Source organism: Streptomyces turgidiscabies Car8 (genome assembly GCF_000331005.1).
Lineage (GTDB): Bacteria > Actinomycetota > Actinomycetes > Streptomycetales > Streptomycetaceae > Streptomyces > Streptomyces turgidiscabies.
Window position 1 is genome coordinate 15,752 of sequence record NZ_AEJB01000313.1, and the last position, 22,631, is coordinate 38,382.

A 22,631-nucleotide genomic window follows, 5' to 3' on the forward strand; every position below is an offset into this window, starting at 1 on the left:
GTCACATGGTACCCAGCTCGTGGTTAGGTTTACCTAACTACGTCCGCCCCCGGACCTCAGGAGGCGTCCATGCCGGCTACCGAGAACACGAGCGCGAGCATGAACGCGCCCGAGCCGAAGCCGTACGCGGTCCCCGGGGTCTCCATGCGTGATCTGCTGGCGTCCTGCGCCGCCGCCCGCGCGATCTCGACACCGCCGCGTCCGCCCGAGGCGTCCGTCCGGCGGCGGCCGGAAGCCGCCTAGCCCGTTCAGCGGATCACGACGACCTTCTCGCCGACCGTCGCGAACTCCCACATCGCGGCCCCGTCCGACCGTGTCTCCCGGATGCCGCCCGTGCGTACCTCCGGGTCGGTCTGCACCGCCGTGCCGCCGTCCACCGCCGCACTGAAGCCGACGGCCACGCCCTCCACGCCCGTGAACCGCACGACGTGCTCGATCGGGATGCCGTCGGTCCCCGTGATCGAGATCGAGCGGGACGTGACCAGATACCTGCCCGGCGCCGGATCGACCGTGCCCGGCGTGACGGTGAACGAGCGGCGCGCCCTGCCGTCCGTGCCGACCAGCCACACCCGGTCGTCCTCCAGGGAGTACACGACCCGCCTGCCCGCACCGGAGCCGGCCGGCAGCGCCCCCGGGTGCCGGATGTCCCGGGGCACCTTCGAGGTGGTCACCGGCGTCGAGGAGGACAGGCGCTCGGCGCCCGGGCGCAAGGGGGCGTTCGCCGAGGCCTGGTAGGCGAGGAAGCCGACCCCGGCGAGAGCCGCCGCGGTGAGCCCGGCCACGAATCCTGAGCTGCTCCTGGTCACCAGCGCCCACCTCTTCGTCAGTTACGTCCCGTTTTGCGGCGACGGTAGCAGCAGCCGTACCCCCGACCGGAGCGGCCGTACGCGGGGCGCGGGCGCCGTAGGCTGTTCGCGTGCTCTTGCTCGCTCTGGATACCGCCACCCCGGCCGTCACGGTCGCCCTGCACGACGGGACGGCCGTCGTCGCCGCGTCGAGCCAGGTCGACGCGCGCCGGCACGGGGAACTGCTGCTGCCCGCCGTCGACCGGATCCTCGCCGAGGCGGGCACGGGCCTCGACGCCGTCACCGGCATCGTCGTCGGCATCGGCCCCGGCCCCTACACCGGGCTGCGCGTCGGCCTGATGACCGCCGACACCTTCGGACTGGCGCTCGGCGTCCCCGTCCACGGAGTCTGCACGCTGGACGGCCTCGCGTACGCCGCCGACGTCCCCGACGGCCCCTTCGTCGTGGCGACCGACGCCCGCCGCAAGGAGGTCTACTGGGCGCGTTACAGCGACTCCCGTACGAGGGTGACCGAGCCGTCCGTCGACCGGCCGGCGGACATCGCCGACCAGGTCGCGGGCCTGCCGGCCGTCGGCGCGGGTGCCCTGCTCTACCCGGACACCTTCCCGGCCGCGCACGCGCCCGAGCACGTCTCCGCGGCGGCCCTCGCCTCGCTGGCCGCCGAACGGCTGGCGGCGGGCGTCGAACTGCCCGAACCCCGGCCCCTCTACCTGCGCCGCCCCGACGCCCAGGTCCCCAAGAACTACAAGGTGGTCACCCCCAAGTGACGACTGCCGTGCTGCGCGAGATGCGCTGGTGGGACATCGAGCCCGTGCTGGAGCTGGAGAAGGACCTCTTCCCCGAGGACGCCTGGTCGCGGGGCATGTTCTGGTCGGACCTGGCCCACGCGCGGGGACCGGACGCGACCCGGCGGTACTTCGTCGCCGAGGAAGCCGAGGACGCCGAGGGTGCCCCGGCGGGCGGCAGGAAGATCATCGGATACGCGGGTCTCGCCACCGCCGGTACAGAATCCGACAGCGGCTCCGCCACGGGGGCCGACGTCCAGACGATCGCCGTCGCCCGCGAGCACTGGGGCACCGGCCTCGGCGCCCTGCTGCTGACCGAACTGCTGCGGGCGGCCACCGCGTTCGAGTGCGCCGAGGTGATGCTGGAGTGCCGGGTGGACAACGTGCGCGCGCAGAAGCTGTACGAGAGGTTCGGCTTCGAGGCGATCGGTTTCCGGCGCGGCTACTACCAGCCGGGGAACGTCGACGCCCTGGTGATGCGGCTGCGTGACCCCTCGGCATCGGTGCCGGTGCGAGAGGCCGACGAGCAGCCGGCCGGCGTACAGGGAACCGGTGTACGGCAGACCGGCGTACAGGAAACCGACGTACAGGAAATCGACGTACAAGGAACCGAGAGCAATGGCTGACTCCAAGGACGTTCCGCTCGTCCTCGGCATCGAGACCTCATGTGACGAGACCGGCGTCGGTGTCGTCCGGGGGACCACGCTCCTCGCGGACGCCATCGCGTCCAGCGTCGACGAGCACGCCCGCTTCGGGGGTGTCGTGCCCGAGGTCGCCTCCCGCGCGCACCTCGAAGCCATGGTGCCCACCATCGAGCGGGCGCTGAAGGAAGCGGGGGTGAGCGCGAAAGACCTCGACGGCATCGCCGTCACCGCCGGTCCCGGGCTCGCGGGCGCGCTTCTGGTCGGGGTCTCGGCGGCGAAGGCGTACGCCTACGCGCTGGGCAAGCCGCTTTACGGCGTGAACCATCTCGCCTCCCACATCTGCGTCGACCAGCTGGAACACGGGCCGCTGCCCGAGCCGACGATGGCCCTGCTGGTCAGCGGCGGCCACTCCTCGCTCCTGCTCTCCGCCGACATCACCTCGGACGTACGGCCGCTGGGCGCGACCATCGACGACGCGGCCGGCGAGGCCTTCGACAAGATCGCCCGGGTGCTGAACCTCGGCTTCCCCGGCGGTCCGGTCATCGACCGGTACGCGCGCGAGGGCGACCCGAAGGCCATCGCGTTCCCGCGCGGGCTGACCGGGCCGCGCGATCCGGCGTACGACTTCTCCTTCTCCGGGCTCAAGACGTCCGTGGCCCGCTGGATCGAGGCGAAGCGGGCGGCGGGGGAGGAGGTGCCGGTGCGTGACGTGTCGGCCTCCTTCCAGGAGGCGGTGGTCGACGTGCTGACCCGGAAGGCGGTGCGGGCCTGCAAGGACGAGGGCGTCGACCACCTGATGATCGGTGGAGGCGTGGCCGCCAACTCCCGGCTGCGGGCGCTCGCCCAGGAACGCTGCGAGGCGGCCGGTATCCGCCTGAGGGTGCCCCGGCCCAAGTTGTGCACGGACAACGGCGCGATGGTGGCCGCGCTGGGCGCCGAGATGGTCGCCCGCAACCGGGCTCCCTCAGACTGGGACCTGTCGGCGGACTCGTCGCTGCCGGTGACCGACCCGCACGTGCCCGGCCATTCCCATGCGGTGAGTGAGGGGAACCTGTACCCGTGACCGTCGCGTTGATGTGGGAGGCGCGGGCCGTCGAGGGTCGCGGGGACGAACTCCTCGCCTGGGCACGGGCGCAGACCCTGCCGACGGAACCCCTGCGCCGCGAGACCCTCCGGGCACCACAGGACCGCGTCCTCGTCATCACGTGGTGGGACGCGGACTACGAGGCCGAACTGCCCGAACTCGCCGAGCCGGACGGGGGGTTGGCGGCCAGGGCGGTGCACCGGTGGCGGTTTGAGGTGGTGGGCCAGTGATGTTCCCGTCTCCCGTCGAGGATTGGGCAACGCCTGTTCCGCCCGCGCGATGGTGACCACCCTGGTGGGGTTCGCCATCGCCGTGGGACTCGTCGGCCAAGGGGTTGTCCAGCTTTTCCGGCGCAGAACCCCGGCAGAGCCGTCCGAGGGCAGGGGCCGGATGGGCGCGTGGTCGGACATTCTGTTCGGCGTCGGGCTCGCGCTCGGTACGGCGGCGCGCGTCCCTCACGGACACCGTCACCTGTGGGACGACGTGCTTCTCGGACCGGCCCTCGGCTGCGTACTCGTCGGGGTCCTGCTGTACGTGGGGCCACGGCGGGTGAGCCGGTGACCGGCCGGCCGTTCCGTGGAGAACCGGGTATCTCCGTGCGTCGCGACCGAGTCGCCGTGGTCGCCACCCTGACCTTCTTCGGCGCGCTCTCGGCCTGGCTGCTGCCCGACGGTTGGAGACTGGCCTCCCTGCCCCTCGCCCTGATCTGCGCGACGATCGCCCAGCGGTCGTGGGCGGGCGCGCTGCGAAGAGGCCTGCCGGAGGCGACGGCGGAGGAAACGGCCACGAGTGACGTGAGTGAATCGTCCTGGAACCGGGCGAGGCGACCGTCCCCGGAGGGCAGCCATGGCCGTTGACCCGAACTCCGTCCGGGGCCGCATCCTCTACGCGTCCCCCGCCAACTCCCGGGCGTTGCTGCTGTTCCGCCTGCTCTTCTGGAGCACCGGTTCGATCCTCGCCGCGCTCACGCCCGTCTACAACAGCGGTGCCCCGGTGTGGATCTGGCCGCCGGCCCTCGTGGCCTGTCTCCTCATGGCCGGCCAGACCCTGGGTGCGATGCGGCGCCGGGCGTCCGGGACGCCGTGATCGCCACCGTCGTGTAGTTCACCGTGAGGTCGCCGCCCAGCGCGTCGAGCGCGGTGCCGGTCGCGGTCAGGAGCTCCGTCAGCCGGGTGGGTGGGAGTCGGGCGGCGCGGCCGTGGGTGGGGAGTAGGTCCAGCCACTCGTCGCGGGTGTACGTGTGCTTCCACTCGTACCACCACTCCTCCGGCTCGCCGAACGCGCCGCCCGTCTGCCGTATCCCGTCGGCCGCCTCGGCGAACAGGGGCGCGTACGTGTCCAGGGCGGGCTTCCTCCAGAGGTTGGGGGTGTCCGGGAGGACCCGGTCATGGACCTCGGCGAAGGCGTCGGTGACTGCGGGGGAGGGCTGGAACACGTTCCAGAACAGGGCGAGTCGACCCCCGCGCCGCAGCACCTGAGCCGCCTTCGCCGCGCCGGCGACCGCGTCCACCCAGTGCCAGGCCTGCGCGGAGACGACCGCGTCGAAGGCCCGCCCGGCGGGGTCCCACTCCTCGAACGCCGCCACCTCCACCTCGACCCCGCTCCGCCGAGCCAACTCGGCCATCCGTGCGTCGACCTCCACCCCGAGCACCCGGCACCCCGCCGCCAGGAACTGCCGGGCGACGATGCCGGTACCGATCCCTACGTCCAGCAGGTCGGGGCCGGGGGACATGCTGAAGATCCGGTGCACCAGGGCGTCGGGGTAGCGGGGGCGGGCCCGGTCGTAGCGGTCGGCTTCGGCGCCGAACGACCTTGCTGGACTTAGTAGTTGACGGAACCCGTCCTCGCTGCCCACGTCTGGTCCCTTCCCCTGGTCATCAAGTGCTCCGACAACTGGCGCAACGACTCGACGAAGGCGGCCGTTCCCGTCAGTTCGGCCCGCAGCCACCTGACGTACCGCGAAAAATTTCCGCGACCCCTTCAACCTTTCCGTCCCGAACACGCTCAAGAACAGGTGAGACAGAGACCTGTGATGTGCGTGATGCGCATGAGGCGTGTGAGGGGCGTGATGCGTATGAGGCATGTATGCCCTTGCGGCAGATGAGCCAGTGGCAGCGAGCCATACGCGGGACGGGAAAAGGGAGGGTGGATGTCGGCGACGGTCCGGCAGCGGGACTTCGAGGAGTACGCGCGGGCCGGCGGACAGCGGCTGTACCGGACGGCGTATCTGCTCTGCGGCGACCGCGAACACGCCCGTGACCTCGTGCAGTCCACGCTGGCCCGGCTCTTCCAGCACTGGCACCGGGCCAGCCGCGCCGAGCACCTCGACGCCTACGCCCGTACCGTCCTGACCCGGCTGTTCCTGCACGAGCGGCGCCGCCGGCTGCGCGACCTGCTCGCCCACGCCCGCCCCGACCCCGTACCCGCCGCACCCAGACCCGATCTGCGCGTCACCCTCATGGCCGCGCTCGGTCAACTCCCGCCCAGGGCAAGGGCGATGGTCGTCCTGCGCTACTGGGAGGACCTGAGCGTGTCGGAGGTGGCCGCACAGCTGCGGTGCAGCGAGTCCACCGTCAAGAGCCAGTGCTCCCGTTCCCTGACCCGGCTGCGCGCGGTGCTGGGGGAGGCCCATGTGTACACCGCCGAGTACTGAATCCCCGTACCCCTGGGCCCCCGGGACGCCTTGCCCCCACATCCCCTGTCACCCGTATCCGCCGTACGTCGCCAGTGCTGAGAGGAGCATCCGTGCACGACATGCCACCCGGCCGCCCGCACGGGCCCGAGCCGGACGCCGGGCCCGACGACGCGGTCGTCGGGGAGCTGAGGGAACTGATGGAGCGGGCCGCCGCCGGTCTCGCCCCGCTGCCCGATCTGTCGCAGGAGGCGGTACGCCTCGGCAGGCGCCGCCGGGTCAGGGCGCGGGCCGCCGTGGCCGGTGCGGTGACCGGGGTCCTCGCGATCGGCGGCGTCGGCTCGGCCGTGCTCGGCGGCCTGGGGGACAACGCGTCCGCGCCCGTCGGTCCGGCGGTCGCACCGCCCGCCGTGCCCTCCGTCACGCCACCCTCACCCTCACCGTCACCGCCGGCATCGACCGCGCCGGTCCCGGCGGCGACGGGCACGGCGGAGTCCGCCCACAGGATGCGGACGGCCAAGGCGCTGACCCGGGCGCTGGGCCAGTTGATCGGGACCGTGACCCTGGACGACAAGGGTCTCTTCGCCGGCCGGGCCGCAGGGCACACCTTCCCCGTGACGTTGCGGGTCGAGCCCGGGTCGGACGCCCTCGTCGTATGCCCGGACCCGCCCGAGACGGCCGTCACCTGCCGTACGGCGTGGCTGGCCGACCGGATCGAGGCGCGGGTCGTCGTGGCGGGCGGCACCCTGTGGGGCGGCAGGTCCGTCAGCGTCAGCTTCCTCTACGCGGACAGCACCGTGGAGCTGACCGTCGGCCCGGACACCGCCGCGAGGGTCTCTCCGCCTGTGAGCGCCGACCAGCTGGTGGCGGCGGCGGGCACCTCGGCCCTGCTGGCCGAGGTGAAGGCCGAGATCGAGGACCAGGCGCTGTACGAGGCGGATGCCCACCGGGCGAGCCCCGCGGTCGGGGCATCCCTCGCCCCGCCCGACAACACCGAGGCTCCTACACCCCAGGCCCCCACACCCCAGCCCTACGCCGCCGAGCCCTCCTCGGCGAGTGACCAGAGCAGTGCCTCCAGTACTAGTGAGACAGGCGGTTCCCCCGATGAGTGAGCAACGACGTGCGCCGAACCGGACGGGCCGCCTGATCGCGTTACGGCGGCGGCGCAGGCGCCGGACCCGTATCGGCGCGATCGGCGCCACGGTCTGCCTCGCCGCGCTCGGTACGGCGGCCGTGCCGATCCTCCTGCCCCGGCTGCTGCCGGACAGCGCGTCGCAGTCCCGCTCCCCGGAGGCGGTTCGGACAACGACCCAGCCCGCCCCGGGTGCCGGGACGGACGGCACGAGTCAGCCCCCGGACGACTCCACCGCCGGCGCGGCCCCCGCCCCGTCCGAGTCGCCCAAGTCCCCCGACAGCAAAGGCACTTCGGGGTCCGGAACGGCCACCCAGCCCACCATCCCCGTCTCGGGCCCCGGCACCTTCGACACGGCTCCGGTCACCGGCACCGGGTCCGCCTCCGGGACCCCCTTCCGCGTCCAGGTCGAGAAGGGCGCGGGCGTCGACCCGGCGGACGCCGCCCGGCAGATCGGAGTGATTCTCAACGACCGGCGCGGCTGGGGCCGGGCCGGTGCCCGCTTCCGCCAAGTCACCGGACCAGAGGCGGAGTTGACGTTCCGTGTCGCCACCGCGAAGACCACGGACAAGCTGTGCGACGTACGGCAGGCGGACCACATAGGCGAGGTCAACTGCCGTACGGGCTCCGACGTCGTGATCAACCTCAAGCGCTGGCAGCTGGGTTCCCCCGAGTTCGACGGGCCGCCGGTCGAGTACCGGGCCCTCATCGTCAACCACGAGGTCGGCCACTGGCTGGGTCGCGGACACGAGACCTGCCCGGGTCCCGGCCGCCCCGCGCCCGCGATGATGCAGCAGATCGACGGGCTCAAGGGCTGTGTGTCCAACGCCTGGCCGTACGACACGCGGGGCCGCTACCTGAGCGGCCCCGCCGTCCCGTGAGCCGACCGGGCGGGATTACCCCACCGGGTCGGTCGACGTCTCGCACCGCAACCGCCGGTCCACCCCCAACTCCCTTACCGCGCCCGCCAGTCGCAGCCGGGCGGTGTGCCGTACATCCGCACTCGACGCCCCCAACCGTAGCTCCAGCACGCCTGGTTCGACGACCCGGCGGCCCGAGCGGTCCGTGAACGCCGACAGGTCCGCGTGGAAGCGGAACGTGACCCGGCTCGCTGCCCCCGGCGCCAACTCCAGCCGCTCGTAACCGATCAGGCGCACATCCGGCCGGGTCACCGACGCCACCGGGTCGTGCAGATACAGCTGGACGACCTCAGCGCCTGCCCGCGCACCGGTGTTGCGGACGGTCACCGACACCTCGTACGAACCGTCCGTGCCGATCTCCGCCGTGCCGGCCGCGCCCGTCTCCTCGAAGTCCTCCCAGGCGAAAGAGGTGTACGACAGGCCGTGCCCGAAGGGATACAGCGGCGTCGGGTCCAGGCTGCTCACCCCGTCCGCCAGTCCCAGCGGCGGCTGGAGGTACGTCCACGGCTGGCCCCCGCGTTCCCGCGGCACACTCACCGGCAGTCGGCCCGACGGGGTGACACGGCCCGACAGCACTCCCGCGACCGCCGGGCCGCCCTCCTCCCCGGGGAAGAACGCCTGGACCACCGAAGCCAGCCGGCCGTGCCAGCGGCCCAGTGCGTACGGCCGGCCGGTGAGCAGGACAAGCACCACCGGCACGCCCGTCGACACCAGAGCGTCCAGCAACTCGGCCTGTACGCCGGGTAGTTGCAGCTCCGCCACATCGCAGCCCTCACCCGACGTGCCCGCGCCGAACAGACCGGCCCGGTCACCGAGTACCGCCACGCACACATCCGCCTCGACAGTCCGGGCCACCGCCTCCGCGAAGCCCGTGGCGCCCGGCTCCGAGGTGTCGCAGCCCTGCGCGAACGTCACCTTGGCGTCCGGGAGTTCGGCGCGCAGGGAGTCCAGCAGCGTGGCGATGTCGATGCCCACCGGGGACTCCGGGTGGCTGGGCAGGACATGCGAGGGGAACGAGTAGCAGCCCAGCATCGCCAGCGCGTCCGCGGCCCGGGGCCCGACGACGGCGATCCGCGTGTCCGGGGCCAGCGGGAGCAGCCCGTCCGGGTTGTCCAGCAGTACCACCGACTCCTGTGCCAACCGGCGGGCCAGCGCCCGGTTTCCGGCCGAGTCCAGGTCGATCGGCCCGTCGTCCGGCTCCGGTCGCCAGTCCTCGTCCAGGAGACCCAGCTCGCACTTCTGCGTCAGGACGCGGTGCGCCGCCCGGTCCACCAGCGACTCCGGTACGTCTCCCGCCCGTACCGCCGTCACCAGCGCCTCGCCGTAACTCCCGATCGACGGCAGCTCGACATCGATGCCGGCCGCCAGGGCCAGATGGGCCGACTCGGCCGGTGTTCCCGCGACCCGGTGCAGGGTCTCCAGGAAGGCGATGCCGAAGTAGTCCGAGACAACGGTCCCCGTGAACCCCCATTCCTCGCGCAGGAGTCGGGTGAGGAGGTGCGGGTCGGCGGAGGCCGGGACGCCGTCCGTCTCGTTGTAGGCGGCCATCACCGAACGGGCCCCGCCCTCACGCAGCGCCATCTCGAACGGCGGCAGGGTCACGTCCGCGAACTCCCGCACCCCCGCCCGGACGGGAGCGAGATTGCGGGCGCCGGCCGAGGACGCGTACCCGGCGAAGTGCTTCAGCGTGGCGATGATTCCCGCCGACTCCAGACCCCGCACATACGCCGACCCGATGGTCCCCACCAGATACGGGTCCTCGCCGATCGTCTCCTCCACCCGGCCCCAGCGCGCATCCCGTACGACGTCCAGGACCGGGGCGAGGCCCTGGTGCACGCCGACCGAGGCGAGGTCGCGGCCGATGCGGGCGGCCATCTCCTCGACCAGCTCGGGGTGGAAGGTGGCACCCCAGGCCAGCGGGACCGGGTAGGCGGTCGCACGCCAGGCCGTGAAGCCCGCCAGGCACTCCTCGTGGGCCAGCGCCGGGATGCCGAAGCGGCCCGCCTCGATGATCCGGCGCTGGGCGCGGGCCAGTGCCTGCGCACCCAGCGCCGGGTCCACGGGGGCCGTACCGAAGGGGCGCGTGAGCTGGCCGAGGCCCAGGGGGATGAGGTCGTCCAACTGGAAGTCGGGGGTCAGGTCGTGCTGGTGCGGGGCGACCCCGTGGCCGTCCGTCGAGGCGCCCACCCACAGGCCGTACAGCTGGGCGGTCTTCTCCTCCAGGGTCATCCGGGAGAGCAGGTCGTCGACGCGGGCGTCGGCGGACAGGGCGCGGTCACGCCAGGGGGCGGTCGTCATGGAACTCCTGTCAGAGTCTGCGAGTTCGGTGTCTTCGTGGTCGCCGGTGCTCACTTGCCGCCCACACCCATCAGGCCGCCGATCAGTGCCCGCCGGGCCACCAGGTAGACGGCGAAGATCGGGATGCCGGAGAGGACGACCGACGCGAGCAGGGCGGGGATGTTCACGCCGAACTGGCTCACGAAGTTGAAGAGGCCGAGGGTGAGTACGCGGGGTTCGTCGGACTGGGTGAAGATCAGCGGGAAGAGGAAGCCGTTCCAGGCCTGCAGGGCCGCGTAGATCACGACGGTGCTGATGCCGCCCTTGGCCAGGGGGACGGTCAGCTGGAACAGCATGCGGACGGGGGAGGCGCCGTCGAGGGCCATCGCCTCGTACAGGTCCTCCGAGATGTCCCGCAGGGTGCCGGTGAGGACCAGCACCGAGACCGGCATCGCGAAGGCCGCCGTCGGCAGGATCACCGCCAACAGGCTGTCGTACAGGTCGAGTTTGGCGATCAGGAGATAGAGCGGGACCACCACGGCCTGGGCCGGGATCGCCACCCCGAGCAGGAACAGCCGGAAGGCCGCCCCCGACCAGCGGGTGCGGGTGCGCACGGCCACGTACGCCAGCGGGACGCAGAGCCCGAGGACGATGACCACGACCGTGACCGCGACGATCACCGTGTTGCTCAGCAGATGCCAGAAGCCCGAGTGGAGAACGGTGTTGTAGTTGTCGAGGGTCGGATCGGTGGGCGGCTTCAGGGGGTTGCCGGTGAGCGCCTTGTCGGGTCCGGTGAGCGAGGCCGACAGCATGGCGTAGATCGGGACGAGGACGATCACCAGCCAGATGACCGAACCCAGACCCGCCAGCGGGTTGGCCCGCCTCGACCAGTGCCCGCGCCGACGGCCGGCGTCGGTCCGCGGCCGGTCCGGGCGTTTGTCGGTCGTCGTGGGACGAGGAAGCGTGTCGTGTGACACTCCGTCACATCCCTTCACGCGTACTGCGCATGCCGCCGAAGCCGGTCAGCCGGATGAGGACCAGGGACAGGCCGGTCGCGGCCAGCACGAGCGCGGACGCGATGGCGCTCGCGTAGCCGAAGTCGTACGTCTTGAAGCCCGCCTCGTACATCAGGTACGGCAGGATCGCCGTGTCCGTGCCCGGGCCGCCCTTCGTCAGGATCAGGACGGTCTCGAAGTACGTGAGCGAGCCGACGACGATCAGCACGGTCGACGTGGTGATCGTGTGCCGTAGCTGCGGCAGCGTGATCGAGAAGAACTGGCGGTAGCGGCCCGCGCCGTCGATCGCCGCCGCCTGGTAGAGAACCTCGGGGATCTGGCGGGCCCCGCCCTGGTAGATCAGCGTGTGGAACGGGATGAACTGCCAGCCGCCGACGAACACGATCGCGAGGAACGCGCCGCTCGTCGAGCCCAGGGTGTCCTTCTGGATGATGCCGAAGTTCGGGTCGAGCAGGGCGTAGAAGAGGACCGAGATGGCGGTCGAGGAGAGCAGGAACGGGACGAAGAAGATCGCCGAGAGCACCGCCCGGTTGCGCTGCCGCCCCGCCGCCCACACCCCGAGCAGCAGCGCCACGACCGTCTGGAACGCCCAACTCGCCGCCGTCAGCAGGATGGTGAGCCACAGCGACTGGGTCAGCCGGGGATCGTCCAGCAGCTTCTGCCAGTTGGCGAGACCCACCGGCTTCGGGTCGCCCAGGCCGTCCCACTTGGTGAAGGAGAGATAGAAGGCGAGGCCCATCGGGACGACCGCGAAGAAGGTGAAGAAGAGGACAGCGGGAAGCGCCCAGACGGCGTTCGGCCGTCCGGCCCGCGCCTTCACCGCTCTGCCGCCGCCCCCGGAAGTGACCGTGGAGCTCACTTCAACTCCTTGCAGGCCGACACGAACTCACTGGGCGTCGACTTGCCCGTGAAGAGCTTCCCGATCTCCGTGTGCATCTTCGTGCCCAGCTCGTCGCCGAGCGCCTGGTCCCAGGAGAGCGTGAACGCGGGCGCCTGCTGAACCATCTCGTACTGGAACTTCGCGTACTCCGGGTTGGGCGCGGAGGACAGCAGCGCCGCCGCGTTCGAGGTGGTCGGTACGTCGCCGAGGGCGACCAGGTCCTTCGCGTACGCCTCGGACGCGCAGTCCCTGAGGAAGGCGATCGCCGCGTCCTTGTTCTGCGTACGGGGGTTGATCGACCAGTAGTTGGTGGGGTTGCCGACGACGTTGCGGACGTCGCCGACCCCGTCCTCGATCTTCGGGAAGGCCGCCCAGCCCAGGTTCGACTTGGCGAAGTCCGGGAACTTGCCGAGCTGCGTCGAGTACTCCCACGAGCCCATCAGATGCATCGCCGCCTTGCCCTTGGCGAACACCGCCGGAGCGCCGCCGTTGACGTACGACACGGAGGTGAACTTGTCACCGAAGGCACCGTCGTCGATGAGTTCCTTCACCATCTCGGCGGCCTTCAGCACCGCCGGGTCGCCCCAGCCCTCCGCGTCGCCGTCCTGGATGCGCTTGAAGACCTCGGGGCCGCCGATACGGTCCACCAGGTACTCCAGCCACATCAGTTCGGGCCAGATGTCGGAGCCGCCGAGGGCGAACGGGGTGATCTTCGCCTTCTTCAGCTTGCTGTTGACGGCGAGCAACTCGTCCCAGGTGGTGGGAGGTTGGAGCTTCTGCTCGGCGAACACGGCCTTGTTGTAGAAGAGGATCACCGGCTGCATCCCGCGCATCGGTATCCCGTAGTGACGGCCCTTGAGATCACCGGCGGCGAGCACGGACGGCAGGAAGCCGTTCTTCAGTACCGGGTCGTTCTCGATGACGTCGGTCAGATCGACGATCTTGCCGGCCGCCTGGTACGCCTTGATGGAGCCGCCGCCCCAGTTGAAGAAGACGTCCGGGGCGCTCGGCGAGCCCATCGCCGTGCGCAGCTTCGCCGAGTAGTCCGAGCCCGGGATCTTCTCCAGCTTGACCTTGCCCTCGGCCGTCTTCGCCGCCGCCGACTTGTTGAACCGCGCGACAGCCGCGGCCTGGACCTTCACGGCGTCGTCCCCGTACACGAACGCGGTGACCGTGTCCCCGCCACCGCCCGAACCCTCACCCGAGCCGCAGGCGCTGAGGCCGGTGGTGAGCAGGGCGGACGCGCCGGCGCCGAGCACCCAGCGCCTGCTGAACGCCGTACCGGCGGGCCGGGCGGACCGCCCTCTGTTCGACTCCATGACAGCACCTCTCGCGAATGTTCTGAACGAAACCTGAACGAGTCTCTGTACGAATCTTTCGGGTGGTACTTCGAATGTTCCGGGAACTTATGGTGGGACAGGGTCTTCGTCAAGAGGTCGCGCAGGGATACGATCGCCGCCATGAGACCCTCGAAACCCGCTGAAACGCAGACGACACCGCAGTCCACGCAGACCGCGACGCTCGCCGAGATCGCCCGCGAGGCGGGCGTCTCCGCTCCGACTGTTTCGAAGGTGCTCAACGGCCGTGCCGATGTCGCACCGGCGACCCGGACCCGCGTCGAGGACCTGCTGCGGGCCTACGGCTACCGTCGCCGCCGCGCCGAGGCGACCCGCTCCCCGCTGATCGACCTGGTCTTCCACGAGTTCGAGAGCGCGTGGGCTATGGAGGTCATCCGGGGTGTGGAGAACGCGGCGCGCGAGGAGGGGCTGAGCGTCGTCCTCTCCGAGAGCGCGGGCCGCCTCACCCCGGGCCGCACCTGGGCGGACCAGGTCGCGGCGCGCCGCCCGCACGGTGTCATCCTCGTCCTCTCGGGCCTCGACGAGTCCCAGCGGGCGCTGCTGACCAGCCGTTCCATCCCGTTCGTGGTGATGGACCCGGCGGGCGACCCCGGCGACGACGTGCCCTCGGTCGGCGCGACCAACTGGCAGGGCGGCCTGGCGGCCACCCGCCACCTCGTCGAACTGGGCCACACCCGCATCGCGGCGATCAGCGGCCCCTCCCGGATGATGTGCAGCCGCGCCCGCGTCGACGGCTACCGCGCGGCGCTGGAGACGGCCGGCCTGCCGGTCCAGCCCGCCCTCATCAAGGTGGGCGACTTCCACCACGAGACGGGCTACCGCGCCGGCCTCGAACTCCTGCGCTCCCCGGACCGCCCGACCGCCGTCTTCGCCGGCAACGACCTCCAGGCGCTCGGCCTGTACGAGGCCGCCCGCGAACTGGGCCTGCGCATCCCCGAGGACCTCAGCGTCGTCGGCTTCGACGACCTGCCGATCACCCGCTGGGTCGGCCCCCCACTGACGACCGTCCGCCAGCCCCTCATGGAGATGGCCGAAACAGCAGCCAAGCTGGTCCTGAACCTGGGCCGCGAGGACGGCACCTCAGGAGCCACAAGGGTGGAACTGGCGACAAGCCTGGTGGTACGCAACAGCACAGCGCCACCGTCAACCGTGTAGAAGGGGCTCCCCAAGGGGCGCGAGGAACTGCGCGACAAGCCACGACGTACCCGCAGCCGAAACACGGACCTGTCAGCGCTGCATCTGTATTGACGCGTGACGCAACACGCCCCCAAACTGCTCCGAAGTCAATCGGTTGAACAACCGAAACTTTCGGAGGCCCCCGCAATGAGCCCCTCCAGAACAGCACCACACCCCCGTCTACGAGCGCTCCTCACCGCCGCAGCCACCACCGCCACGCTCCTCCTCGGCCTCGCCGGGACGGCAACCGCGGCAGACCCCCCACTGCGCGACCTCGCCACCACCAAGGGCAAAGTCATAGGCACCGCCGTCACCGGCTCCAAGCTCACCGGAACGTACGGCGACCTCGCCGGCGCCCAGTTCAACTCGCTCACCCCCGGCAACGCCATGAAGTGGGAGTCGGTGGAGCCCACCCGGGGCAGCTACAACTGGACCGAGGCCGACCAGATCGTCGCCTTCGCCCAGGCCCACAACCAGCAGGTACGCGGCCACACCCTGGTCTGGCACAGCCAGAACCCCGGCTGGCTGGCGAACGGCACCTGGACGCCGGCCCAGCTCAGCACGATCCTCCAGGACCACATCACCACCGAAGTCACGCGCTACAAGGGCAAGTTGGCCGCCTGGGACGTGGTGAACGAGCCCTTCAACGAGGACGGCACCTACCGCTCGACGCTCTGGTCGAACAACCTCGGCACCGACTACATCGCCCAGGCCCTGACCTGGGCGCGTGCCGCCGATCCGACGGCGAAGCTCTACGTCAACGACTACAACGTCGAGGGTGTCAACGCGAAGAGCACGGCCCTCTACAACCTGGTCAAGTCCCTGAAGGAGCGCGGGATCCCGATCGACGGAGTGGGCCTGCAGGCTCACCTGATCCTCGGTCAGTACCCCGCCACCCTCCAGCAGAACATCCAGCGGTTCGCCGATCTGGGCGTCGACGTGGCGATCACGGAGCTGGACATCCGTATGCAACTGCCTGTCACAGAAGCCAAGTTGACCCAGCAGGCGGCTGACTACAAGACCGTCATGGGCGCCTGCGTGGCCGTGACCAGGTGCGTCGGTGTGACCGTCTGGGGCTTCACCGACTCCGACTCGTGGATTCCGGACGTCTTCGACGGATACGGCGCGGCGACCCCGTACACGGAGAGCTTCGCCCCGAAACCGGCGTACTACGCCATCGCCCAGTCGTTCGGCGGCACCCCGTCGACGGAGGGCTGCACGGCGACGTACAGCGTCCCGAGCCAGTGGAACACCGGGTTCACCGGGCAGGTGACGATCGCCTGTTCCGCCGGCCGCTCGCTGTCGTCGTGGAAGGTGAGCTGGAACTACGGCGCGGGGCAGCAGGTCACGCAGGCCTGGAACGCGACCTGCACCCAGGCGGGGGCGGCGGTGACCTGCGTGAACGCCTCGTACAACGGGACGGTGCCGAGCGGCGGCTCGGTGAGCTTCGGCTTCAACGGGACATGGAGCGGGACCAACGCCGTACCGACGGTCACGCTGGGCTGAGCCCCTGAGCCCCTGAGCCCCTGAAGCCCTGGTCGACGGGTGATGCTGGGCTGAGAAGTGTGAGATTTTCCGAAGAATGCCGGTCATGCGCCCCTGCGCGTAATAATTCGGACGTACGTTCTTCCGTGTGACGGGAGACGAGGGAAAGACGTCGGATGACGACGGGGGCGCGGAAAGACAGGCGGAAGGACAGGTGGCCGGGCAGGCAGGCCGACGGTCGTCGCGCTGGATGAAGGCCGTCGGTTTCACCCTGGCCGGCACCCTGGTGCTCGCCGCCGGGGGCGCGGGTTACGCCTACTGGCATCTGAACGACAACATCAAGAGCGTCGACATCGACAGCGCGCTCGGCGACAACCGCCCGGCGAAGACGCAGTCGCTGCCCTCGGCGGGCGCGTCCGCCTCGGCGTCACCGCTGCCGAGCGAGGCGCTGAACATCCTGGTCCTGGGGTCGGACTCTCGCAGCGGCAAGCGGAACCAGGCACTCGGCGGCGGCAGCAGCGAGGGCGCGCGGTCCGACACCGCGATGGTCGTCCACCTGGACGCGGGCCGCACGAAGGCGACGATCGTGAGCATCCCGCGCGACACCCTGGTCACGCGCCCGTCCTGCCCCCTCTCGAACGGGGGTTCGACGGCGGAGGCGTACGGCGTCATGTTCAACACGGCGTACTCGGTCGGCGGCCCGGTCTGCGCGGTCAAGACGGTGGAGACGATGACGAACGTCCGCATGGACCACTACCTGGAGGTCGACTTCGCCGGCTTCGCGGACCTGGTGGACGCGCTCGGCGGCGTCACGGTGACGACGGACGAGGACATCCACGACGACGACAGCCACCTCGACCTGGCGGCGGGCGAACACCACCTCGACGGCACCCAGGCCCTCGCCCTCGCCCGCACCCGGCACGGCATAGGCGACGGCAGCGACCTGGGCCGAATAGGTCTCCAGCAGAAACTGGTCAAGGCCCTCCTCCAGCAGATCTCCTCGACGAACCTGCTGACCAGCCCGACCAAGCTGTACAAGGTCGCCGACGTGGCCACGGCCGGCCTGACCACGGACACCGGCCTGAACTCGCTCAGCGAGCTGATGAGTCTGGGCCAGAGCATGCAGGGCCTGTCGGCGGACGAACTGACGACGGTGACGATGCCGGTGGTGACAGCGGCGTCCAACGCCAACCGGGTGGTCGCCCAGGAACCGGAGGCGGCGGAGCTGTGGGCGACGTTGCGCTGATCGCGTAGATCGCATAAATCGCGTTCATCGTGCTGCGAGGAAGCCTCTGAGCTGCGGAAACGCCTCCCGGAAAAATTTCCCGAAGAAATTTCCGCAGCCGTGTCGATCCCGGCCCTCCCCGTTCGACGCACAGGTGAGAGCCCGGAAGGAACCGGGCCCCGCCCAAGGAGGAACCCGATGCCCCGCTATCTCTCCCTCGTGAAGATCGACGAAGCCACCGCCCCCGCCGAGGGCCCCAGTCCCGAGCTGATGCGGCGCATGGGCGAGCTGATCGAGGAGATCACCAAAGCCGGCGTGATGCTCGACACCGCCGGCCTCACCCCCACCGCGCAGGGCACCCGCGTGCACTGGCAGGACGGCAAGCTCTCGGTCACCGACGGCCCCTTCACCGAGTCCAAGGAGATCGTCGGCGGTTACGCGATCATGCAGTGCAAGGACATGGCCGAGGCCCTGGAGTGGACCAAGCGCTTCCTGAAGGTCCACGAGGAGCACTGGACGGTCACCTGCGAGGTACGGGAGATCGCGGAGGGCTGAGCGAAGCACCACCACTCACCCTGCTCTCCCGGCTTCCTTGGCCGATCGCCGCCGACGGTGTCTGATGGTGGGCTGTGACCCAGCAGCCCACCTCCGACTCCGTGACCGAGCGATCCGTCGAGACGGTCTTCCGCCTCGAATCCCCCCGCATCATCGCGGCCGTCACCCGCACTGTCCGGGACATAGGCATCGCCGAGGAACTGGCCCAGGACGCCCTGGTCGCCGCCCTCGAACAGTGGCCGCGCGACGGTGTCCCCGACAACCCGGGCGCCTGGCTCATGGCCACCGCCAAGCACCGCGCCGTCGACCTGGTCCGCCGCCGCGAGACGTACGCCCGCAAGCTGGCGGAGATCGGCCGGACCCTGGAGACGACCACCCCGCCCGTCGAACCGACAGCCCCCGACGACATCGACGACGACCTGCTGCGCCTCGTCTTCACCGCCTGCCACCCGGTGCTGTCCGCCGAGGCCCGTATCGCCCTCACCCTCCGCCTCCTCGGCGGCCTCACCACCCCCGAGATCGCCCGCGCCTTCCTGGTCCCCGAGGCGACGGTCGCCCAGCGCATCGTCCGCGCCAAACGAACCCTCGCGACGAAGAACGTCGCCTTCGAGGTCCCGTACGGCCCACAGCGCGAGGCCCGTCTCGGCTCGGTACTGGAGGTCATCTACCTGATCTTCAACGAGGGTTACGCGGCCACGGCGGGCGACGACCTGCTGCGCCCGGCCCTCTGCGAGGACGCCCTGCGCATCGCCCGCGTGCTGTCGGGCCTGATGCCCAAGGAACCCGAAGTGCACGCGCTGACGGCCCTGTTGGAGCTGCAGGCGTCCCGATCGGCGGCCCGCACGGGCCCGGCCGGCGAGCCGGTGCTCCTCAAGGACCAGAACCGTTCCCGCTGGAACCGCATGCTGATCGCCCGCGGCTTCACAGCCCTGGCCCGAGCCGAAGCGGCCGGCGCCACGACCACCACGCCGGGCCCGGGCCCGGGCCCGTACGTCCTCCAGGCCGCCATCGCCGCCTGCCACGCCCACGCCCACTCCTACGACGCGACGGACTGGCCCCGCATCGCCGCCCTGTACGCGGCCCTGGCCGTCCGATCCCCGTCCCCGGTGGTGGAGTTGAACCGCGCGGTGGCGGTCTCGATGGCCGAGGGCCCGGCCCCCGCCCTCCAGATCATCGACGCCCTGACAACCGAACCGGCCCTGCAGGCCTACCACTTGCTCCCCAGCGTCAGAGGCGACCTCCTCCTCCGCCTGGGCCGCACAAAGGAGGCAGCGGCAGAATTCCGCAGAGCAGCCGACCTGACCCAGAACGAACGTGAGCGGGACTTGCTGAGAGCCCGCACAGAGGAGTGCGGTTGACAGGGGCGCGGGGAACGGCGCGCCAAGCCCCCACGGGCCGCACTGTTTGCGACGGCCCCGGGTGGCAAGGTGCGTGCCCTTGACAGGGGCGCGGGGAACGGCGCGAGAACCCCCACGGGCCGGCAGCCGAAGAACCCGCCCAACCAGCGGAGCTCACCGCACGGGATGCCCGACAAGCATCGCCGGCGCCCCCGCCACCCGAGTAAGAAAAACCGTCGCGGAGTTTGCCCCCCGAGGCTTCACCATCTTCCGGAGCTCCTCGGGTTCGACCGCCGACCCCCGCTTCTTCACGGTCAGCACTCCGACCTCCCGCTCCCGCAGCAATGCCTTCAACTTCTTCACCCCGAAAGGCAGTTGATCGGTGATCTCGTAGGCGGAGGCGTACGGCGTGTCCCGCAGCTCATCCGCCGTCACATAGGCGATCGTCTCGTCGACGAGCCCCCCGCCGACCTCCTCGGCCACCTCCGCCACCAGATGCGCCCGGATGACGGCACCGTCCGGCTCGTACAAGTACCGTCCCACCGGACGCACTTGAGGATCCGGCAGTCCCCGACCGACCAGAACACGCGGCCCGGGCAGCAGAGTTGCCCGCACCACCCCGGGCTCGGTCCCGAACCACAGCACCGCTTCCTTCACATCCCCGCCGTCCGAGATCCACTCGGCCCCGGCATCGGCGGGAATCGCCTCGTGCGGCACACCGGGAGCGATCTTCAGCGCGGCCAGCGGAGCCTTCCGTGCCGCTCCCACGGCCCACGAGAGCGGCGGCGAGTACGCCTCGGGATCGAAGATCCTCCCGCGCCCCCCGCGCCGCGCCGGATCGACGAACACCGCGTCGTACGCCGTCGTGTCGACATCGGTGACATCCGCCTCCCGTACCTCCACGAGATCCCCGATGCCCAGCGCGTCGACGTTGGCGCGCGCGACAGCGACGGTGAGCGGATCCCGGTCCACTGCGAGGACACGGATGCCGGCCCGGGCGAGCGCGAGCGCGTCGCCGCCGATCCCGCAGCACAGGTCGGCGACCGAGGTCATGCCCAACTCCGCGAACCGCCCCGCCCGGTACGCGGCCACACTCGCCCGTGTCGACTGCTCGACCCCGTTGGGCGTGAAGAACATCCGCCCGGCGTCCTCGGCCCCGAACTTCGCCACCGCCCGCTGCCGCAGACGCTCCTGTCCGAGCGCCGCCGATACCAGCTCGGCGGGGTGCTCGCGGCGCAGCCGGGTGGCGACGGCCAGCTCACGGGCCGGCTCGGTACCGCGCACCTCGTCGAGGAGGGCGCGGCCCACCGGGGTGAGCAGGGCGGCGAAGGCGGAGAGGGGTGTGGCGAGGTCGTTCACCGGGTCATTGTGGGCCAGCCGGTGGACGGCGTGCTTCCGGCGGCGGTGTCGGCCGGGTTCCCGGCTCCCGCGCTGGGAAGATCCGGCACCATGCGAACAGTAGGACAAAATTACAAAAACAGGTCAATGTTCCGTGCCGGGACCGTCGTGCTCGCCATGGCCGCGCTCGCCTCGGGCTGCACGGAAGGAACCGCCCCGCCGAAGAGCAGCCGCCCCGCCCCGGGCCAGGAACTGCGCCTCCACGCACCCCCGGCACGCGCCCTCGACGCGTACGCCCAGAAGCTGCGACGTTCCCACGCGGCCCGGCTCGCCGCGGCCAGGCGGTGGGGCCTGGGCGCGCCCCCGCTGACCGCACCCGCACCCCCCACGCGCAAACCAAGGCTCACCACGCGCAAGGGCTTCGAGGTGGACGACCACGAGGAACGCGGGCTGCCGCCCGTCTTCACCACGATCCCCACCCGCGACAAGGTCGTCTTCCTCACCATCGACGACGGCGCCGAGAAGGACCCGGCCTTCCTGCGGATGATGAGCGAACTGAAGATCCCGTACACAGCCTTCCTCAGCGACTACCTGATCAGGGAGGACTACGGCTACTTCAAGAAGATGCGCGACCGGGGCGTCGTACTGAACAACCACACTCTCCACCACCGCTACCTGCCCGCCCTCTCCTACGCACGGCAGCGGACCGAGATCTGCGGCATGCAGGACGTGATCAGGAAGCGCTACGGCACCCGCCCCACTCTCTTCCGCCCGCCGTACGGCAACTACGACGAGGACAGCCTGCGCGCGGCGAAGTCGTGCGGCGTGAAGTACGTCCCGCTGTGGAACGAGGAGGTCTTCGCCGACCGCTGGGACTACCGCGAGGGGGACCGGGACCTCCACCCCGGCGACATCGTCCTCAGCCACTTCCGGGGCAAGGAGGACGGGAAGGGCACGATGTCCGACATGGTCCGCCGCTTTATGAAGCTCGTCACCGCGAAGGGCTACGCGGTGGCCCGTCTGGAGGACTACCTGTGACCGCGCGCCCCCTGGCCGCCGCCGCACTCGCCGCCGCGCTCCTGACGGTGACGGTCTCCGGCTGCGCCCAGTCCGTGGACCCCATCGAACGCCTCGGCAGAAGAGCGGCCCACGCGGCCCAACAGAGCCGCACACACTCCTCCCCGGCCACCGACGCGCAGGCGTACCGCCGCTGGGGCCTGTCGTCCCCCGTGCGCCTGGCCCCGCCCCCGTCCCCGCACCCCCGCAGGATCCGCACGGCCGGCCCCGGCCTCCCCCCGGTCGTCGACCGCGTCCCGACCCACGACAAGGTCGTCTTCCTCACCTACGACGACGGCGCCGAACGCGACCCCCGCTTCGTCGCCCTGGTCCGCGAACTGCGCCTCCCGGTCAGCATGTTCCTCACGGCCAGGGTCGTGGGCCCGGGTTACGCCCACTTCGCCCGCCTGCGCGAGGTCGGCGCGAGCGTCCAGAACCACACGCTGGACCACCAGTCCTTGCGGGGCCTGCCGTACGCCGGCCAACGCGCCGAGATCTGTGGCCAGCAGGACAAACTCCGGGAACGGTTCGGCCTCCGACCCCGCCTCTTCCGCCCGCCCTACGGCACCTACGACACGACCACCCTGAGAGCGGCCTCGGACTGCGGCGCCTCGGCGCTGGTGCTGTGGACACCGGGGGAGAAGCCACTCGGCCCGGGCACCATCGCCCTGGTAGGCCCGGACGACGACCTGACCGGCCCGCCCCTGGTCGAACGAACGCTGCAGCTCCTGCGGGAGCTGCAGAGGAGAGGCCTGAGCGTGGGCCGCCTGGAGGACTACCTCTGACCCGAGCACCTGCCTGATACTGCAGCCAGGGCCGACCACTTCAGCCCGTGCCGGCCACCTCCAGCCCGTGCCGGCCACCTCCAGCCCGGGCCAGGCCACCTTGAGTCCGGGCCGGCCACTTCAGCCCGTCCGGCGTTTGA

General features: G+C 70.8%; 25 protein-coding genes. 18 read left to right on the forward strand and 7 right to left on the reverse strand.

Annotated elements, in window-relative coordinates:
• The first annotated feature begins 69 nt into the window (after positions 1 to 69).
• Complete coding sequence (locus tag STRTUCAR8_RS53435; protein ID WP_006377799.1) at positions 70 to 243, forward strand: hypothetical protein; 174 nt, start codon at positions 70 to 72, stop codon at positions 241 to 243.
• A 5-nt stretch (positions 244 to 248) separates the two neighbouring features.
• On the opposite strand, the gene STRTUCAR8_RS20500 is transcribed toward STRTUCAR8_RS53435, so the two are convergent.
• Positions 249 to 806 (reverse strand): hypothetical protein, encoded by a 558-nt coding sequence (locus STRTUCAR8_RS20500; protein WP_006377794.1) that lies wholly within the window; start codon positions 804 to 806, stop codon positions 249 to 251.
• Between the two features lie 110 nt (positions 807 to 916).
• On the opposite strand from STRTUCAR8_RS20500, the gene tsaB reads away from it, so the two are divergent.
• Genes tsaB through STRTUCAR8_RS20535 form a run of 7 tightly spaced genes read left to right on the forward strand, consistent with a single transcriptional unit; the run spans position 917 to position 4,405 of the window.
• A complete protein-coding gene (gene tsaB, locus STRTUCAR8_RS20505; RefSeq protein ID WP_006377791.1) occupies positions 917 to 1,573 on the forward strand; it encodes a tRNA (adenosine(37)-N6)-threonylcarbamoyltransferase complex dimerization subunit type 1 TsaB in 657 nt (218 codons plus the stop codon).
• Positions 1,574 to 1,593: 20 nt separating this feature from the next.
• On the forward strand, positions 1,594 to 2,217 hold the full coding sequence (locus STRTUCAR8_RS20510) for a GNAT family N-acetyltransferase (RefSeq protein WP_234372713.1): 624 nt from the start codon (positions 1,594 to 1,596) through the stop codon (positions 2,215 to 2,217).
• Positions 2,210 to 3,298, forward strand: a complete 1,089-nt coding sequence (gene tsaD, locus STRTUCAR8_RS20515) for a tRNA (adenosine(37)-N6)-threonylcarbamoyltransferase complex transferase subunit TsaD (RefSeq protein ID WP_006377782.1) — start codon at positions 2,210 to 2,212, stop codon at positions 3,296 to 3,298. Before STRTUCAR8_RS20510 ends, tsaD begins: the two co-directional genes overlap by 8 nt.
• A complete protein-coding gene (locus STRTUCAR8_RS20520) occupies positions 3,295 to 3,549 on the forward strand; it encodes a hypothetical protein (RefSeq protein ID WP_006377779.1) in 255 nt (84 codons plus the stop codon). The genes tsaD and STRTUCAR8_RS20520 overlap by 4 nt, the downstream gene beginning before the upstream one ends.
• Positions 3,550 to 3,598: 49 nt before the next feature.
• Complete coding sequence (locus STRTUCAR8_RS20525) at positions 3,599 to 3,880, forward strand: hypothetical protein (RefSeq protein ID WP_044472550.1); 282 nt, start codon at positions 3,599 to 3,601, stop codon at positions 3,878 to 3,880.
• Positions 3,881 to 3,915: 35 nt separating this feature from the next.
• On the forward strand, positions 3,916 to 4,176 hold the full coding sequence (locus tag STRTUCAR8_RS20530; RefSeq protein ID WP_143666644.1) for a hypothetical protein: 261 nt from the start codon (positions 3,916 to 3,918) through the stop codon (positions 4,174 to 4,176).
• Positions 4,166 to 4,405 (forward strand): hypothetical protein, encoded by a 240-nt coding sequence (locus STRTUCAR8_RS20535; protein WP_044472551.1) that lies wholly within the window; start codon positions 4,166 to 4,168, stop codon positions 4,403 to 4,405. The genes STRTUCAR8_RS20530 and STRTUCAR8_RS20535 overlap by 11 nt, the downstream gene beginning before the upstream one ends.
• Here the strand turns inward: STRTUCAR8_RS20535 and STRTUCAR8_RS20540 are convergent.
• Entirely contained in the window at positions 4,350 to 5,174 is an 825-nt protein-coding gene (locus tag STRTUCAR8_RS20540; protein WP_006377808.1) for a class I SAM-dependent methyltransferase, read from the reverse strand. The genes STRTUCAR8_RS20535 and STRTUCAR8_RS20540 overlap by 56 nt on opposite strands.
• A 294-nt stretch (positions 5,175 to 5,468) precedes the next feature.
• On the opposite strand from STRTUCAR8_RS20540, the gene STRTUCAR8_RS20545 reads away from it, so the two are divergent.
• The 3 genes from STRTUCAR8_RS20545 to STRTUCAR8_RS48770 all read left to right on the forward strand — a co-directional run bounded on the left by STRTUCAR8_RS20545 (position 5,469) and on the right by STRTUCAR8_RS48770 (position 7,964).
• The gene (locus STRTUCAR8_RS20545; protein ID WP_006377818.1) at positions 5,469 to 5,972 is read left to right on the forward strand and encodes a SigE family RNA polymerase sigma factor; all 504 of its coding nucleotides are present in this window, start codon (positions 5,469 to 5,471) and stop codon (positions 5,970 to 5,972) included.
• Between the two features lie 92 nt (positions 5,973 to 6,064).
• Positions 6,065 to 7,063, forward strand: coding sequence for a hypothetical protein (locus tag STRTUCAR8_RS20550; RefSeq protein ID WP_006377803.1), 999 nt, complete (start codon positions 6,065 to 6,067; stop codon positions 7,061 to 7,063).
• The gene (locus tag STRTUCAR8_RS48770) at positions 7,056 to 7,964 is read left to right on the forward strand and encodes a DUF3152 domain-containing protein (protein ID WP_006377815.1); all 909 of its coding nucleotides are present in this window, start codon (positions 7,056 to 7,058) and stop codon (positions 7,962 to 7,964) included. Before STRTUCAR8_RS20550 ends, STRTUCAR8_RS48770 begins: the two co-directional genes overlap by 8 nt.
• 15 nt (positions 7,965 to 7,979) lie before the next feature.
• Here STRTUCAR8_RS48770 and STRTUCAR8_RS20560 read toward each other — a convergent pair whose 3' ends face one another.
• Genes STRTUCAR8_RS20560 through STRTUCAR8_RS20575 form a run of 4 tightly spaced genes read right to left on the reverse strand, consistent with a single transcriptional unit; the run spans position 7,980 to position 13,495 of the window.
• Positions 7,980 to 10,301, reverse strand: coding sequence for a beta-xylosidase/alpha-l-arabinosidase (locus STRTUCAR8_RS20560; RefSeq protein ID WP_044472553.1), 2,322 nt, complete (start codon positions 10,299 to 10,301; stop codon positions 7,980 to 7,982).
• A gap of 50 nt (positions 10,302 to 10,351) precedes the next feature.
• Positions 10,352 to 11,257, reverse strand: a complete 906-nt coding sequence (locus STRTUCAR8_RS20565; RefSeq protein ID WP_006377811.1) for a carbohydrate ABC transporter permease — start codon at positions 11,255 to 11,257, stop codon at positions 10,352 to 10,354.
• 4 nt (positions 11,258 to 11,261) lie between these two features.
• On the reverse strand, positions 11,262 to 12,155 hold the full coding sequence (locus STRTUCAR8_RS20570; protein ID WP_006377776.1) for a carbohydrate ABC transporter permease: 894 nt from the start codon (positions 12,153 to 12,155) through the stop codon (positions 11,262 to 11,264).
• Positions 12,152 to 13,495: an ABC transporter substrate-binding protein gene (locus STRTUCAR8_RS20575; protein ID WP_006377795.1), complete on the reverse strand. Its 1,344-nt coding sequence runs from the start codon at positions 13,493 to 13,495 to the stop codon at positions 12,152 to 12,154. Before STRTUCAR8_RS20575 ends, STRTUCAR8_RS20570 begins: the two co-directional genes overlap by 4 nt.
• 141 nt (positions 13,496 to 13,636) lie before the next feature.
• On the opposite strand from STRTUCAR8_RS20575, the gene STRTUCAR8_RS20580 reads away from it, so the two are divergent.
• The 5 genes from STRTUCAR8_RS20580 to STRTUCAR8_RS20600 all read left to right on the forward strand — a co-directional run bounded on the left by STRTUCAR8_RS20580 (position 13,637) and on the right by STRTUCAR8_RS20600 (position 19,333).
• Positions 13,637 to 14,689: a LacI family DNA-binding transcriptional regulator gene (locus STRTUCAR8_RS20580; protein WP_006377774.1), complete on the forward strand. Its 1,053-nt coding sequence runs from the start codon at positions 13,637 to 13,639 to the stop codon at positions 14,687 to 14,689.
• 168 nt (positions 14,690 to 14,857) lie between these two features.
• A complete protein-coding gene (locus STRTUCAR8_RS20585; protein WP_006377813.1) occupies positions 14,858 to 16,216 on the forward strand; it encodes a glycoside hydrolase family 10 protein in 1,359 nt (452 codons plus the stop codon).
• Between the two features lie 127 nt (positions 16,217 to 16,343).
• On the forward strand, positions 16,344 to 17,441 hold the full coding sequence (locus STRTUCAR8_RS20590; protein ID WP_006377812.1) for an LCP family protein: 1,098 nt from the start codon (positions 16,344 to 16,346) through the stop codon (positions 17,439 to 17,441).
• Between the two features lie 177 nt (positions 17,442 to 17,618).
• Positions 17,619 to 17,975, forward strand: coding sequence for a YciI family protein (locus STRTUCAR8_RS20595; protein ID WP_006377814.1), 357 nt, complete (start codon positions 17,619 to 17,621; stop codon positions 17,973 to 17,975).
• A gap of 74 nt (positions 17,976 to 18,049) precedes the next feature.
• Positions 18,050 to 19,333 (forward strand): RNA polymerase sigma factor, encoded by a 1,284-nt coding sequence (locus STRTUCAR8_RS20600; RefSeq protein ID WP_006377784.1) that lies wholly within the window; start codon positions 18,050 to 18,052, stop codon positions 19,331 to 19,333.
• Positions 19,334 to 19,486: 153 nt separating this feature from the next.
• On the opposite strand, the gene STRTUCAR8_RS20605 is transcribed toward STRTUCAR8_RS20600, so the two are convergent.
• Positions 19,487 to 20,671 (reverse strand): class I SAM-dependent methyltransferase, encoded by a 1,185-nt coding sequence (locus tag STRTUCAR8_RS20605; protein WP_006377817.1) that lies wholly within the window; start codon positions 20,669 to 20,671, stop codon positions 19,487 to 19,489.
• A gap of 126 nt (positions 20,672 to 20,797) precedes the next feature.
• On the opposite strand from STRTUCAR8_RS20605, the gene STRTUCAR8_RS20610 reads away from it, so the two are divergent.
• Positions 20,798 to 21,688, forward strand: coding sequence for a polysaccharide deacetylase family protein (locus STRTUCAR8_RS20610; RefSeq protein ID WP_006377806.1), 891 nt, complete (start codon positions 20,798 to 20,800; stop codon positions 21,686 to 21,688).
• Positions 21,685 to 22,491 (forward strand): polysaccharide deacetylase family protein, encoded by an 807-nt coding sequence (locus STRTUCAR8_RS20615; RefSeq protein WP_006377804.1) that lies wholly within the window; start codon positions 21,685 to 21,687, stop codon positions 22,489 to 22,491. The genes STRTUCAR8_RS20610 and STRTUCAR8_RS20615 overlap by 4 nt, the downstream gene beginning before the upstream one ends.
• Positions 22,492 to 22,631 lie beyond the last annotated feature (140 nt).

Excerpts from the sequence above, each read along its gene's own strand:
- STRTUCAR8_RS53435 (WP_006377799.1), top strand. The coding sequence starts at position 70 with ATGCCGGCTACCGAGAACACGAGCGCGAGCATGAACGCGCCCGAGCCG.
- STRTUCAR8_RS20510 (WP_234372713.1), top strand. The coding sequence starts at position 1,594 with ATGCGCTGGTGGGACATCGAGCCCGTGCTGGAGCTGGAGAAGGACCTC.
- tsaD (WP_006377782.1), top strand. The coding sequence starts at position 2,210 with ATGGCTGACTCCAAGGACGTTCCGCTCGTCCTCGGCATCGAGACCTCA.
- STRTUCAR8_RS20525 (WP_044472550.1), top strand. The coding sequence starts at position 3,599 with ATGGTGACCACCCTGGTGGGGTTCGCCATCGCCGTGGGACTCGTCGGC.
- STRTUCAR8_RS20535 (WP_044472551.1), top strand. The coding sequence starts at position 4,166 with ATGGCCGTTGACCCGAACTCCGTCCGGGGCCGCATCCTCTACGCGTCC.
- STRTUCAR8_RS20545 (WP_006377818.1), top strand. The coding sequence starts at position 5,469 with ATGTCGGCGACGGTCCGGCAGCGGGACTTCGAGGAGTACGCGCGGGCC.
- STRTUCAR8_RS48770 (WP_006377815.1), top strand. The coding sequence starts at position 7,056 with ATGAGTGAGCAACGACGTGCGCCGAACCGGACGGGCCGCCTGATCGCG.
- STRTUCAR8_RS20560 (WP_044472553.1), bottom strand. The coding sequence starts at position 10,301 with ATGACGACCGCCCCCTGGCGTGACCGCGCCCTGTCCGCCGACGCCCGC.
- STRTUCAR8_RS20575 (WP_006377795.1), bottom strand. The coding sequence starts at position 13,495 with ATGGAGTCGAACAGAGGGCGGTCCGCCCGGCCCGCCGGTACGGCGTTC.
- STRTUCAR8_RS20580 (WP_006377774.1), top strand. The coding sequence starts at position 13,637 with ATGAGACCCTCGAAACCCGCTGAAACGCAGACGACACCGCAGTCCACG.
- STRTUCAR8_RS20585 (WP_006377813.1), top strand. The coding sequence starts at position 14,858 with ATGAGCCCCTCCAGAACAGCACCACACCCCCGTCTACGAGCGCTCCTC.
- STRTUCAR8_RS20595 (WP_006377814.1), top strand. The coding sequence starts at position 17,619 with ATGCCCCGCTATCTCTCCCTCGTGAAGATCGACGAAGCCACCGCCCCC.
- STRTUCAR8_RS20610 (WP_006377806.1), top strand. The coding sequence starts at position 20,798 with ATGTTCCGTGCCGGGACCGTCGTGCTCGCCATGGCCGCGCTCGCCTCG.